A 13,705-nucleotide genomic window follows, 5' to 3' on the forward strand; every position below is an offset into this window, starting at 1 on the left:
TGGATTTAGGGACTCAGAATACTTTTTTCTGAAAATCAAGGCGGCCTTCCCCGGAAAGCCGCGATGAACCTAAAAAAGGCGACCCGAGGGTCGCCTTTCAACATGCTGCTGTACGGGGGCTAATCGCTCTCCGTTTGCATCGAAGTCCGATTGATCAAGCCAGCTTGGTCTCCAGCTCGGCAATTTTGGCGGACCAGTAGGCCGGGCCGGTCTCGTGGATGTTGTTGCCCTGGGAGTCGACCGCCACGGTGACCGGCATGTCTTCCACCTCGAACTCGTAGATGGCCTCCATCCCCAGATCGGCAAAGGCCACCACGCGCGCCTTCTTGATGGCTTTCGCCACCAGATAGGCGGCGCCGCCCACCGCCATCAGGTAGACAGCCTGGTGCTGCTTGATGCTCTCGACCGTCTTGGGGCCGCGCTCGGACTTGCCGATCATGCCGATGAGGCCGGTTTCTCCCAGCATCATGTCGGTGAATTTGTCCATCCGGGTGGACGTGGTGGGGCCAGCCGGGCCGACCACCTCGTCACGCACCGCATCGACCGGGCCCACGTAATAGATGAAGCGGTTGGTGAAATCGACCCCTTCGGGCAGTCCTTCACCCTTTTTCAGCATGTCGGCGATGCGCTTGTGGGCGGCGTCGCGGCCGGTCAGGATCTTGCCGGAGAGCAGCACGGTATCGCCGCTCTTCCAGCTGGCAAGCTCTGCCTTGGTGATACCATCCACGTTGACCCGGCGCACATTGCCACCGGACTCACGGGTGATCTCCGGCCAGTCTTCCAGCCTGGGGGGTGTCAGCTCCGCCGGGCCGGAGCCATCGAGTTCGAAATGCACGTGACGGGTGGCGGCGCAGTTGGGGATCATCACCACGGGCTTGGAGGCGGCGTGGGTCGGTGCGGATTTCACCTTCACATCCAGCACCGTGGTCAGGCCGCCCAGCCCCTGGGCACCGATCCCGAGCTTGTTGACCTTGTCATAGAGCTCGACCCTCAGCTTCTCTTCGGTAGTCTCGGGACCACGGGCAATTAGCTCCTGGATGTCGATGTGCTCCATCAGGGCTTCCTTGGCGAGCACCGCCGCCTTCTCGGCGGTGCCGCCGATGCCGATGCCGAGCATGCCGGGCGGGCACCAGCCAGCCCCCATGGTCGGCACCGTCTTGAGCGCCCACTCCACGATGTCGTCGGAGGGGTTGAGCATCACCATCTTCGATTTGTTTTCGGAGCCGCCGCCCTTGGCCGCGATACTCACTTCCACCTTGTCGCCGGGGATCATGTCGATGTGCACGACAGCGGGGGCATTGTCTTTGGTGTTCTTGCGGCTGCCGGCCGGATCCGCCAGCACGGAGGCGCGCAGCGGGTTGTCCGGATTGGTGTAGGCGCGGCGGGTGCCCTCATCCACCATCTCCTGGACCGTCATGTCGCTGTCCCACTGTACCTGCATGCCGATCTTGACGAAGCAGGTGACGATACCGGTGTCCTGACAGAGCGGGCGATGACCTTCGGCAGACATGCGGGAGTTGATCAGGATCTGGGCCAGGGCATCCTTGGCGGCCGGGTTGATCTCGCGGTCATAGGCGGCCTTGGCGGCCTGCACGAAATCGAGGGGGTGGTAGAAGGAGATGTACTGCAGGGCGTCAGCAATGGAATCGATAAAGTCCTGTTTTCTAATGATGCTCATATCATCCTCACTGGTCCTTGTTATCGCTTGCGCGAGCAAGGGCTTCCATATGAGCCGGGCCTTCGGCAGGTGGCAAATGCACCTGGAGCCGGCAGACTGCGGCGTGTTTTTATAACGGTGTTTTTCTTAAAAATGCCGGCGGCCATGATACGCTTGACCACCGGAACCGGCTAGGGAGCCGGGCGCAAACTGTTGCCTATGTAACAAAAAATGAAACCAAGACTGCATATCCACCATTTCGACCCGCAGGCCTCGCTCCACACCTGGTTCGCCTGCCTGCAACACCAACCCTGGGCCATCCTGCTGGAATCCGCCGGCCCCCTGGGGGCTGACAACGGTTTTGACATCATCAGCGCCGATCCGCTTGCCACCCTGGAAACCCGGGGTACCAGCACCTGCCTCACCCAGGATAACCACCAGCACCATCATGACGGCGATCCCCTCGCCCTGCTCGCCAAGACCCAGCAAGCCCTGCTTGGGGAGCGCGTTGAGGATGACTCGGGATTGCCGTTTATCGGGGGAGCCCTGGGACTCTTTGGCTACGATCTGGGCCGACGATTCGAGCGTCTGCCCGCAGTGGCGCAACAGGACATCCAAGTGCCCGACATGGCGGTCGGGATCTACGACTGGGCGCTGCTGCGAAATGTCGCGACGGGACACTGGCAACTGGCCCACTGGGGTGATGAAGCCGGCCTCGCCCGCAGGCTCGACTGGCTGATGGCGCAGCGCGAACGAACCACCCTCCCCCTTCGCCTGACCGGCCCCTGGCAGAGCAACATGACGCGGGCCGAATACGGGGACAAGTTTGCCCGTATCCAGGCCTATCTGGCGGCGGGGGATTGTTACCAGATCAACCTGACCCAGCGCTTCAGCGCCCCTTATCAGGGAGATGAATGGTCCGCCTATCTAACCCTGAGCGCCGCCAACAAGGCGCCGTTCTCCGCCTTTGTCCGCCTGCCGCACAGCGCCATTCTGAGCCTCTCCCCGGAGCGTTTCCTGCTGCTCGACAAGCGCCATATCGAGACCAAGCCCATCAAGGGCACCCGGCCTCGCCACCCGGATCCCGCCCAGGATGCCAGGGTGGCCGAGTCACTCGCCAGCGCCGACAAGGACAGATCGGAGAACCTGATGATCGTCGATCTGCTGCGCAACGACATCGGCCGGGTGAGCCTGCCGGGATCGGTCACTGTGCCGCATCTCTTTGCCGTGGAATCCTTCCCGGCGGTGCATCATCTGGTCTCCACCATTCACGGAGAACTGGATGCGCGCTGGCAAGAAGTGGATCTGCTGCGGGCCTGCTTCCCCGGCGGCTCCATCACAGGGGCTCCCAAGATCCGGGCGATGGAGATCATCGAGGAGCTGGAGCCGGTGCGGCGCAATGCCTACTGCGGCAGCATCGGTTATCTGAGTCAGCACGGAAGGATGGATACCAGCATCTGCATCCGTACCCTGATCGCCGAAGCCGGTCAGCTGCACTGCTGGGCGGGGGGCGGCATCATCGCCGACTCCGATCCCGACGCCGAATATCAGGAAACCTACGACAAGGTGGCCCGCATCCTGCCACTGCTCGATGCCCTTTGATCCCATCCGGCCCTGCGGGGCCGACACAAGGAGACCCATGGAGATGACGAGTGCCGAGCTGCTGACCCGCTTTTTGCTGCAGCGCCCCGCCCCCGCCCATCGCCTGGCACTGGCCGGGCTCAAACCTGCTGCCGTGTTGATCCCCCTGGTGGAGCGCCCCGAGGGCCTGCACCTGCTGCTGACGCGCCGCAGCGCCGCCCTGCGCCACCACCCGGGACAGATCAGCTTTCCCGGCGGGCGCCAGGACCCGGAAGACCGGGACCTCATTCACACCGCGCTCAGGGAAACCGAGGAGGAGCTTGGCATTCCCCCCTCCCAGATCCGGATCATCGGCAGCCTCACCCCTCTCAATACCGTCTCGCGCTACGATGTGCTGCCGGTCCTCGCCATGCTCGACCCAGGCTACGGGCTGACCCTGAGCCAGGACGAGGTGGCCCAGGCCTTCGAAGTCCCCCTCGCCCACGTGCTGGATCCGGGGCAGCACATAGCCCTGAGCCTGCCAAGGGCGGACGGACGTCACACCATCTATTGGATCCCTTGGGAGCAATCTTTCATCTGGGGAGCCACTGCCAGCATGATCCGCCAGCTTGCCCAACACATCTCGGCATAACATTTCGACAACATGATGAGGTGGGAAATTATCCAGTTAACATTCAAATAACACTGCATTTGATAAATAAATTTTTATTTTTTATTCTTTTGATCACATTTCTACAAGAAAGTACGGGTTTTAGCCGCACAAAGGTGAATTTGATCAACATTTTTGATTAAAAAGAAAGTATTCTTGCGCCGACTAATTAAAACCACACATTCGGGGTGAGATACATGTCCAATACTGTCACTGGCGCACAGGATGTTGCAGCCGCACAGGAGCAAGGAATCAGCTCGGTCCAATCTCGCGCTTGGAGTAAACAAGACACCACCTGGGTGATCAGCCTGTTCGGTACCGCCGTCGGTGCAGGCATCCTGTTCCTGCCCATCAACGCCGGCATGGGTGGCTTCTGGCCGCTGGTAGTGATGGCGCTGCTGGTCGGCCCCATGACCTACCTGGCACACCGTGGTCTGGCGCGCTTCGTGCTCTCCTCCAAGCAGCCCAATGCCGACATCACCCAGGTGGTGGAAGAGCACTTCGGCGTGGGTGCCGGTAAATTGATCACCCTGCTCTACTTCTTTGCCATCTACCCCATCGTGCTGATCTACGGCGTGGGCATCACCAACACGGTGGAAAGCTTCCTGGTCAACCAGTTGCAGATGACGCCGCCCCCGCGCTGGATCCTCTCCATCGTGCTCATCATGGTCATGATGTCCGTGATGCTGGCTGGCGAGAAGCTGATGCTGAAAGTGACCGAGTTCCTGGTCTATCCGCTCATCGCCATTCTGGCGGGCATCTCCCTGTACCTGATCCCGGACTGGACCGGTGCGGCCCTGAATGAAATGCCGAGCACCAAGGATTTCGCCACCACCCTGTGGCTGACCATCCCGGTGCTGGTGTTCTCCTTCAACCACAGCCCGGCCATCTCCAGCTTCGCCCTGGCTCAGCGCCGTGATCACGGTGAGCATGCCGTCGCCAAGTCCGACGCCATCCTCAAGCGCACCGCCATCATTCTGCTGGGCTTCGTGATGTTCTTCGTCTTCTCCTGCGTGATGAGCCTGACGCCGGCCCAGCTGGCAGAAGCCAAGTCCCAGAACATCGCCGTGCTCTCCTACCTGGCCAACCAGCATGCGAGCCCCATCATCTCCTACTTCGGTCCGCTGGTTGCCTTCGTGGCCATCGTCTCCTCCTTCTTCGGCCACTATCTGGGTGCCCGTGAAGGTCTGAAAGGGATGATCGTCCAGAACATGCGCAGCTCCGGCAAGGCACCGAACCACAAGAAAGTGGAGCTGTTCATCATCGCCTTCTTCATCCTGACCCTGTGGGGCGTGGCCGTGATCAACCCCTCCATCCTCGGGATGATCGAATCCCTGGGTGGCCCCATCATCGCCACCATCCTGTTCCTCATGCCCATGTACGCCATCAAGCGCGTTCCGGCCATGGCGAAATACCAGGGTCAGATCAGCAACGTCTTCGTGGCGACCATGGGCCTCATCGCCATCTCCGCCATCCTCTATCAACTGGTCGGCTAAGCCTTCCTGCGATACCGTCGGGCCAGCATCTGGCCCGGCGCCTCCCACAGCCCGGCAGATCTCCTCTGCCGGGCTGTGTTCGTTATGATCATCAGACACTGGACTCAGATGATCAGAGCCCCTCAGATCAAAGACAGCCCTTTCATTCACTCTCTTTCCCCTTGGTGACAGCTTGCCGCTCATATTCCTTTCCCCATGGCACACGACCAAGGCGTGCTGCGTTATCCCGTCATCTGCCGCACGCCATTTGCCTTGCCAGACAGAACACCAGAGCCCTTGTCCTTACCAGGAACGCCCGATCTTCGGGGTTTAGCCCAGAGAGCCCAGATCCCCACCCAATTGAGCCTTTCTTCAAGGCATTCAAGGAAAATACCGGCCACAGGGCGCAGGCAAACCGCCGAGAGGGCCTTGACCGGGCTTCCCGTACAGCGTCCGAAGAGCAGATGACCCCTTCGGTCACCAGAGGGGATGCCACAGGCCGCCATGCTGACAGCACAAACAGCCCGATATGCCCTGCCGAATGCAGTGCCGGGCACGCGGGTACAGGGAATGGCTTGTTGGCGGTGGCGAGAACACGTAAGGCGGCCAACGGGCCCCTCCCGGGAAATCACACAGGGGGATCCGAGCACTGTCAGTGCCATGACACGGCGAGAAGGTGCAGGGCGCCTGACGCGCGCGCAAATAAAAAGCGCCCTCCGAAGAGGGCGCCTGTGCAGAGCGGAAAGTCTGAGGGGATCAAGCTTCGCGGCTGGGGACCGGGGCGGCATCCAGCAGGCTCTCATCCTCGGCCATGCAGGCGGCCGCAGTGAACAGCACGTCGGTGGAGCTGTTGAGGGCCGTTTCGGCGGAATCCTGCAACACCCCGATGATGAAGCCAACGGCCACCACCTGCATGGCGATGTCGTTGCTGATACCGAACAGGCTGCACGCCAGCGGGATCAGCAGCAGGGAGCCGCCCGCCACACCGGAAGCGCCACAGGCACTGATGGTGGCGACGACGGAGAGCAGAATGGCGGTTGCCATGTCCACTTCCATCCCCAGGGTATGCACCGCCGCCATGGAGAGCACGGTAATGGTGATGGCGGCGCCGGCCATGTTGATGGTGGCCCCCAGCGGGATGGAGACCGCATAGGTGTCTTCCGGCAGGCGCAGCCTCTCGGCCAGGGCCATGTTGACCGGAATGTTGGCGGCGGAGCTGCGGGTGAAGAAGGCGGTCACACCGCTCTCTTTCAGGCAGGTCAGCACCAGGGGATAGGGGTTGCGCTTGATCTTCCAGAAGACGATGAGCGGATTGACCACGAAGGCGATGAACAGCATGCAGCCGATCAGTACCACCAGCAGCTGGGCATAGCCAAACAGCGCATCGAAGCCGGTTTCAGCCAGGGTGGAGGCAACCAGGCCCAGGATGCCGAGTGGAGCGCAACGGATCACGGCCTTGACGATGGCGGAAACCCCGTGGGACACATCGGAAATCAGTGATTTGGTGCTCTCATTGGCGTGACGCATGGCGATACCAAGGCCGATGGCCCAGGCCAGGATGCCGATATAGTTGGCTTCCAGCAGTGCTTTCACCGGGTTGGTCACCACGTTGAACAGCAGGGTCTGCAGCACTTCCGTGATGCCCCCCGGCGGCGTGATCTCGGTAGCGCCTGCCACCAGATGCAGGTTGGAGGGGAAGAGGAAGCTCGCCACCACTGCCACGGCAGCCGCCAGGAAGGTACCCAGCACATAGAGCAGCAGGATCGGTTTCATGTTGGTCTTCTGACCCTGCTTGTGGCCGATGATCGCCGACATCACCAGCACGAAGACCAGCAGCGGCGCCACGGCCTTCAGGGCGCCGACGAACAGGCTGCCGAGCAGACCCGCCGCCTTGGCCCACTCGGGCATGAACATCGCAAGAAGGATACCGAATACCAGACCGACTAGGATCTGGCTAACCAGACTGGTGCTGTTGACCAGTCGAATGAGGGGGTGTTGTTGTGTCATCAAGTAGTCCCTGTGCACTCATGGTGCGTGAATCATTAGTCCTGTTGGCAACCAGCCCCGCGCATTGGCACCGGTCCGTTGACGGTGACGCCGTGGGCAGCTCTTCTGGTGGATCTGTCCCGTTCGCGTGGGGTTGCGGACAAGAATATCCCATCTGCCATGGTTTTTTTCCACATAATCACTGAAAAATATCAGGGTTACCTCACAAAAAATCTACAACAATGTGATAACACAATATCAACCACGGTCAAAATGTCACCAAACCAGTCCGATCATCGGCCACCACTGGGCCAGAAGTGATATGATGACGCCCTTTTTCAGGGAGCCTTGCCATGATCACCTCTTTATTGACCCGACACTTCGGCTTTGATCGCTTGCGGCCCGGGCAGGAAGCGGTGATCAGTCGTCTGCTGGCCGGCAAGAGCGCCGCAGCCATCTTCCCGACTGGCGCGGGGAAATCCCTCTGTTATCAATTGCCCGCCCTCGCACTGCCCCACCTGACCCTGGTCATCTCTCCCCTGCTGGCCCTGATGCACGATCAGCTCGCCTTTTTGCGCAGCAAGGGGATCGCCGCCGCCACTCTGGACTCCAGCCAGACAGCGGAAGAGAGCCGGCGCGTGATGCAGCAGGCCAGCGATGGCCAGCTCAAGATCCTGATGATTTCGGTGGAGCGCCTCAAAAATGAGCGCTTTCGCCGCTTCATCGCCCACATCCCCCTGTCACTGCTGGTGGTGGACGAGGCCCACTGCATCTCGGAGTGGGGCCACAACTTTCGCCCCGACTACCTCAAGCTGCCGGATCATCGCCGTGAACTGGCCATTCCCCAGGTGCTGTTGCTGACCGCCACCGCCACCCCGGCCGTCATGGCGGACATGCAGGCAAAATTTGCCATCGACCGGGACGATCTGGTGGTCACCGGTTTCTACAGACCCAATCTGGATCTGGCCGTCCTCCCGCTGGCCGGCAGTGCCCGCGATACATGGCTGCGCGAGGAGCTGCACCGGAATCCGGCCGCCCCCACCATCGTCTACGTGACTCTGCAACACAGCGCAGAGCAGTGCGCCGCGCAGCTACAGGCCAGCGGCATCCGGGCATGCGCCTACCATGCGGGGCTCGATCCCGCCCTGCGCAGCCAGATCCAGCATGACTTCATGGCTGGCAGACTCGACTGCATCGTGGCCACCATCGCCTTTGGCATGGGCATCGACAAGGCCGACATTCGCCGGGTCATTCACTACGACCTGCCCAAGTCCATCGAGAACTACAGCCAGGAGATAGGCCGCGCCGGACGTGACGGGCTTCCCTCCCGCTGCACCGTGCTGGCGAGCCGCGCCCAGTTGCCGGTACTGGAAAACTTCGTCTATGGGGATACGCCGGACAGGGACGCCATCGCGCACTTGCTCGATATCGTGCGCCAGAGCGGCGCCGAGTGGGAATTCAGCCTGCTGCGCCTCTCCAACGAGACCAACATTCGCCAACTGCCCCTCAAGACCCTGCTGGTCTATCTGGAGATGGCGGGGGTCATTGCACCGGCCTACAGCTACTTTGCCGAGTACCGTTTCAGGTTCGTACTGGAAAAACAGGCGATCCTCGCTCGTTTCAATTCCGAACGCCGCCAGTTCCTGGAGCAGGTCTTTGCCTGCGCCCCCCAGGCGCGCACCTGGTGCACCATGGACTTCGAAGCGCTGTGGCAGGGATATCAGGGAGAACGCCAGCGCGCCGCGGCGGCGCTGGACTACCTGCAGCAGCAGGGTTGGATCGAGCTTGAAAGCAAGCAGATGACCGAGCTCTATCGGGTGCTGAGCCAGCAAATCGATACCGTGACCCTGGCCGAAGAGCTGCATGGATTGTTTGAAAAGAAAGAGCAGAGCGAGCTGGCCCGCCTTCAGGCACTGCTGGCCTTTTTCACCTCGACCACCTGCCTCAGCCATGAGCTTGCCCGCTATTTTGCCGACGACGCCGCCCCCGAGCGCTGCGGGCACTGTTCCGTCTGCCGGGGAGAGATCGCCGTGTTGCCGCCGTTGCCATCACCGGGCTTGCCCAACGAGCACGGTTTGCGCGCCTGGTGCGATCCGCTGATCGCCCTGTGCCATCAGCGCCATCCCAGGATCCTGACCCGTTTCCTGTGTGGCATCGCCACCCCGCTGACCACCCGTCTAAAGGCCAGGGATCTGGCCGGTTTTGGCCAGTTGGCGAACCATCCCTTCGCCGAGGTGCTGGCGGTGGTGTCAGCCCTCTATCCCGCCGAATCCTGAGCTTGCAGGTTTGGCGCCGTTCAGGCGCTGAAAAAATAAGACCCTCGCGGATGCGAGGGTCAAGCCAACGGAAACGTGCTTAAACAGAGCTTAGTATCTGCACAATCACCCACTCTCTTGCTAAAGCGATGACTGCTCGACACAGGACCAATCTAGAGCAGCCAGAATGTAGCGTCAATGTAAAAATTAGAGCAAAAGCACCAAGCAAGTAACATTACGTTGACGTAAGCGACACGTCTTTTTACCCTCTATTCCCTGCCGCCCTTGCCCTTGCTGGCACCGCCCCCTGACAAAACAGAGCGTCACCATTTTCTCCCTCTGGCACACAAAGATTTATTTTTTATGTCTTTGACATTTGCATCACTGTCGTGGCAAAAATAATTTAACAGTCAGTAACATAGGTATGTCACTTACTGCTTCTTCCCGCACGAGGATCGGGAAGCTCCCGCACAAACTTAAACCAATGATGGCGATGGATTACTGGGGGCTGTTGACTAGGCTTAAGAGGTAAACAGAACAAAAGTAGTGATCCACTCTTTTTCAGGGCAAGCGACTATAACGAGGGCTAAGTTATGGGCATCTTCGAGCACTATCAACAGCGGTATGAGAAGGCCAGAGAGGAGGAGTACAGCATCCAGGAGTTTCTGGATATGTGCAAACAGGACAAATCCTGCTACGCCTCTGCCGCCGAACGTCTGCTGACCGCCATCGGCGAGCCGGAAATGATCGACACCTCGACCAATCCACGTCTCAGCCGTCTCTTTTCCAACCGCGTCGTCGCGCGTTATCCCGCTTTCAAAGACTTCTATGGCATGGAAGAAGCCATCGAACAGATTGTCTCCTATCTCAAACATTCCGCTCAGGGTCTGGAAGAGAAGAAACAGATCCTCTATCTGCTCGGACCGGTTGGCGGCGGTAAATCCTCGCTGGCAGAGAAACTCAAATCCCTGATGCAAAAAGTGCCCATCTATCGCATCAAGGGCTCACCAGTGAATGATCACCCCTTCTGCCTGTTTGACATCGACGAAGATGGCGAAATCCTCGAGAAGGAGTACGGCATCCCTCGCCGTTATCTGCGCCCCATCATGTCTCCCTGGGTCGCCAAGCGCCTTCACGAGTTTGGCGGCGACATCACCAAGTTCAAGGTGGAGAAGGTGAACCCCTCCATCCTCGATCAGATCGCCATCGCCAAAACCGAACCGGGGGACGACAACAACCAGGACATCTCCTCCCTGGTCGGCAAGGTCGATATCCGCATGCTGGAACACTTCGCCCAGGATGATGCCGATGCTTACTCCTACTCCGGTGCGCTATGCAAGGCAAACCAGGGGATGATGGAGTTCGTCGAGATGTTCAAGGCCCCCATCAAGGTGCTGCACCCGCTGCTGACGGCGACGCAAGAGGGGAACTACAACGGTACCGAAGGGCTCTCCGCCCTCCCCTTCGACGGCATCCTGCTGGCCCACTCCAACGAATCCGAGTGGCAGCAGTTCCGCAACAACAAGAACAACGAAGCCTTCCTCGACCGTGTTTACATCGTCAAGGTGCCCTACTGCCTGCGCGTCTCGGAAGAGGTGAAGATCTATGAAAAACTGCTGTTCAACAGCGAGCTGACCGAGGCCAAATGCGCACCGGGTACTCTGGAGTTGCTGGGCCAGTTCTCGGTGCTGTCGCGGCTCAAGGAGCCGGAAAACTCCAGCCTCTATTCCAAGATGCGAGTCTATGACGGCGAGAGTCTCAAAGACACGGATCCCAAAGCGAAAAGCTATCAGGAGTACCGGGATTATGCGGGGGTTGACGAGGGCATGAACGGCCTTTCCACCCGTTTCGCGTTCAAGATCCTCTCCCGTGTCTTCAACTTCGACCACGCGGAAGTGGCAGCCAACCCGGTGCACCTCTTCTATGTGCTGGAGCAGCAGATAGAGCGCGAGCAGTTCCCGCAAGAGCTGCACGATCGCTATCTGGAGTTCATCAAGGGTTACCTGACTCCGCGCTACGTCGAGTTCATCGGCAAGGAGATCCAGACCGCCTACCTCGAGTCGTATTCAGAGTACGGTCAGAACATCTTCGATCGCTACGTCACCTACGCCGACTTCTGGATCCAGGATCAGGAGTATCGTGACCCAGAAACCGGCCAGCTGTTTGACAGAGCGTCTCTCAACAGCGAGCTGGAGAAAATTGAAAAACCTGCCGGGATCAGCAACCCGAAAGATTTCCGCAACGAAATCGTCAACTTCGTGCTGCGTGCCCGGGCCAACAATGCAGGCCGTAACCCCAACTGGACCAGTTACGAGAAGCTGCGCACCGTGATCGAGAAGAAGATGTTCTCCAACACGGAAGAGCTGCTGCCGGTTATCTCCTTCAACAGCAAAACCTCGGCTGAGGAGCAGAAGAAGCACGATAACTTTGTCGAACGGATGATGGAGAAAGGCTACACACGTAAACAGGTGCGGCTGCTCTCCGAGTGGTATCTCAGGGTACGCAAGTCATCCTGACCCTGCCGTGTTCAAGGGGGAGTTATGGCGCATTTTATCGACCGCAGGCTCAACGGCAAAAACAAAAGCGCTGTCAATCGGCAGCGCTTCATCCGCCGCTACAAGAAGCAGATAAAACAAGCGGTCTCGGATGCTGTCTCCAAGCGCAGCATTCAGGACGTGGACAAGGGTGAGAGCATCAGCATCCCGACCAAGGACATCGGGGAACCCCATTTTCATCAGGGTCATGGCGGCAAACGGGAGATGGTGCATCCAGGCAACGACCAGTTCGTATCTGGTGACAAGATTGACCGGCCCAAAGGGGGTGGCGGCGGCCAAGGGAGTGGCGAGGGCCAGGCTTCGGATCAAGGAGAGGGAGTCGATGATTTCGTCTTCCAGATCTCCAAGGACGAGTACCTGGACTTGCTGTTCGAGGATCTGGAGCTGCCGCGGCTGCAAAAGACCCAGCTCAACCAGCTGATGGAGATGAAGACCTATCGGGCCGGCTACACCTCCAACGGGGTGCCTGCCAACATCAACGTGGTGCGCTCCCTGCAAAATTCGCTGGCGCGGCGCATGGCGCTGCAGGCAGGCAAGAAACGTCAGTTGCGTGAACTGGAGGAGCGCCTGGCCCAGCTGGCTTGCGAGCCCAACGACCATTTCGCCGAAATGGCGCAACTTGAAAAAGAGATCAGGGAGCTGAAACGACGCATCGATGCGGTCCCCTTTATCGACACCTTCGACCTCAAATTCAACAACTTTGTCAAACGGCCCGTCCCCTCGAGCCAGGCGGTGATGTTCTGCCTGATGGACGTCTCCGGTTCCATGGATCAGGCTACCAAGGAGATGGCCAAGCGTTTCTATATCCTGCTTTATCTATTCCTGAGCCGGACTTACAAGAATGTCGAGGTGGTCTACATCCGCCACCACACCCAGGCCAAGGAGGTGGACGAGCACGAGTTCTTCTACTCCCAGGAGACCGGCGGCACCATCGTCTCCAGTGCGCTCAAGATGATGAACGACATCATCAACGAACGTTATCCCGCCAACCAGTGGAACATCTATGCGGCGCAGGCCTCTGATGGTGACAACTGGGCCGATGACTCACCCCAGTGCAGGGAGATCCTGATGCGCGACATCATGCCGCGGGTGCGTTACTACTCCTACATCGAGATCACTACCCGCGCCCACCAGACCCTGTGGCACGAATATGAGGCGGTGGCAGAGCAATACGCCCACTTCGCCATGGAGCACATTCGCAAGGTCGAGGACATTTATCCGGTGTTCCGGGAATTGTTCAAGAAGCAAGCGGCTTGAGGGATCACATATGGTAGAAACCGCAAGAAAGATAGCGCCGCTGGACGATGGTCCTGACTGGAACTTCGATCTGCTGGAGCTTTATCACCAGGAGATAGCCCGGGTCGCCAAATTCTATCGGCTCGACACCTATCCCAACCAGATCGAGGTGATCACTGCAGAGCAGATGATGGATGCCTACTCCAGTGTCGGCATGCCCATCGGTTATCAACACAGGGCGAGATCGTGAACGTTTTGAAGCAATGTTAAGAGGATTTGACCGACCGATCTGGGTGTGATCTTATACTCTC

8 protein-coding genes and 1 pseudogene are annotated in these 13,705 nt (G+C 59.3%); 7 read left to right on the forward strand and 2 right to left on the reverse strand.

Annotated features, from left to right (window positions below):
- Positions 1 to 154 precede the first annotated feature (154 nt).
- Positions 155 to 1,678, reverse strand: coding sequence for a fumarate hydratase (locus tag OKB81_RS15210; RefSeq protein ID WP_160838399.1), 1,524 nt, complete (start codon positions 1,676 to 1,678; stop codon positions 155 to 157).
- 210 nt (positions 1,679 to 1,888) lie between these two features.
- Here OKB81_RS15210 and pabB point away from each other — a divergent pair, with 210 nt between their 5' ends.
- The 3 genes from pabB (at position 1,889) to OKB81_RS15225 (ending at position 5,383) form a co-directional block, all read left to right on the forward strand.
- Positions 1,889 to 3,259, forward strand: coding sequence for an aminodeoxychorismate synthase component I (gene pabB, locus OKB81_RS15215; RefSeq protein WP_160838401.1), 1,371 nt, complete (start codon positions 1,889 to 1,891; stop codon positions 3,257 to 3,259).
- Positions 3,260 to 3,302: 43 nt separating this feature from the next.
- On the forward strand, positions 3,303 to 3,869 hold the full coding sequence (locus OKB81_RS15220) for a CoA pyrophosphatase (protein ID WP_113070643.1): 567 nt from the start codon (positions 3,303 to 3,305) through the stop codon (positions 3,867 to 3,869).
- A 215-nt stretch (positions 3,870 to 4,084) separates the two neighbouring features.
- Positions 4,085 to 5,383, forward strand: coding sequence for a serine/threonine transporter (locus OKB81_RS15225; protein WP_160838403.1), 1,299 nt, complete (start codon positions 4,085 to 4,087; stop codon positions 5,381 to 5,383).
- Positions 5,384 to 6,118: 735 nt separating this feature from the next.
- On the opposite strand, the gene sstT is transcribed toward OKB81_RS15225, so the two are convergent.
- Positions 6,119 to 7,369, reverse strand: a complete 1,251-nt coding sequence (gene sstT, locus OKB81_RS15230; RefSeq protein ID WP_010674901.1) for a serine/threonine transporter SstT — start codon at positions 7,367 to 7,369, stop codon at positions 6,119 to 6,121.
- A 332-nt stretch (positions 7,370 to 7,701) separates the two neighbouring features.
- Between sstT and OKB81_RS15235 the strand changes: the two genes are divergently transcribed.
- The 4 genes and pseudogenes from OKB81_RS15235 to OKB81_RS15250 all read left to right on the forward strand — a co-directional run.
- A complete protein-coding gene (locus OKB81_RS15235) occupies positions 7,702 to 9,624 on the forward strand; it encodes a RecQ family ATP-dependent DNA helicase (protein ID WP_160838405.1) in 1,923 nt (640 codons plus the stop codon).
- Positions 9,625 to 10,196: 572 nt separating this feature from the next.
- A complete protein-coding gene (locus OKB81_RS15240) occupies positions 10,197 to 12,119 on the forward strand; it encodes a PrkA family serine protein kinase (RefSeq protein WP_010674903.1) in 1,923 nt (640 codons plus the stop codon).
- A 24-nt stretch (positions 12,120 to 12,143) separates the two neighbouring features.
- Positions 12,144 to 13,415: a YeaH/YhbH family protein gene (locus OKB81_RS15245; RefSeq protein ID WP_010674904.1), complete on the forward strand. Its 1,272-nt coding sequence runs from the start codon at positions 12,144 to 12,146 to the stop codon at positions 13,413 to 13,415.
- A 10-nt stretch (positions 13,416 to 13,425) separates the two neighbouring features.
- A pseudogene (locus tag OKB81_RS15250) lies at positions 13,426 to 13,629 on the forward strand (SpoVR family protein); the annotation flags it as partial.
- Between the last annotated feature and the right edge of the window lie 76 nt (positions 13,630 to 13,705).

Origin of the sequence: Aeromonas sp. QDB56 (assembly GCF_027705505.1) — a bacterium.
Taxonomy (GTDB): Bacteria; Pseudomonadota; Gammaproteobacteria; order Enterobacterales; family Aeromonadaceae; genus Aeromonas; species Aeromonas caviae.

Coding starts and splice junctions, on each gene's coding strand:
- OKB81_RS15210 (WP_160838399.1), bottom strand. CDS start 1,678: ATGAGCATCATTAGAAAACAGGACTTTATCGATTCCATTGCTGACGCC.
- sstT (WP_010674901.1), bottom strand. CDS start 7,369: ATGACACAACAACACCCCCTCATTCGACTGGTCAACAGCACCAGTCTG.
- OKB81_RS15220 (WP_113070643.1), top strand. CDS start 3,303: ATGACGAGTGCCGAGCTGCTGACCCGCTTTTTGCTGCAGCGCCCCGCC.
- OKB81_RS15240 (WP_010674903.1), top strand. CDS start 10,197: ATGGGCATCTTCGAGCACTATCAACAGCGGTATGAGAAGGCCAGAGAG.
- OKB81_RS15225 (WP_160838403.1), top strand. CDS start 4,085: ATGTCCAATACTGTCACTGGCGCACAGGATGTTGCAGCCGCACAGGAG.
- OKB81_RS15245 (WP_010674904.1), top strand. CDS start 12,144: ATGGCGCATTTTATCGACCGCAGGCTCAACGGCAAAAACAAAAGCGCT.
- OKB81_RS15235 (WP_160838405.1), top strand. CDS start 7,702: ATGATCACCTCTTTATTGACCCGACACTTCGGCTTTGATCGCTTGCGG.
- pabB (WP_160838401.1), top strand. CDS start 1,889: ATGAAACCAAGACTGCATATCCACCATTTCGACCCGCAGGCCTCGCTC.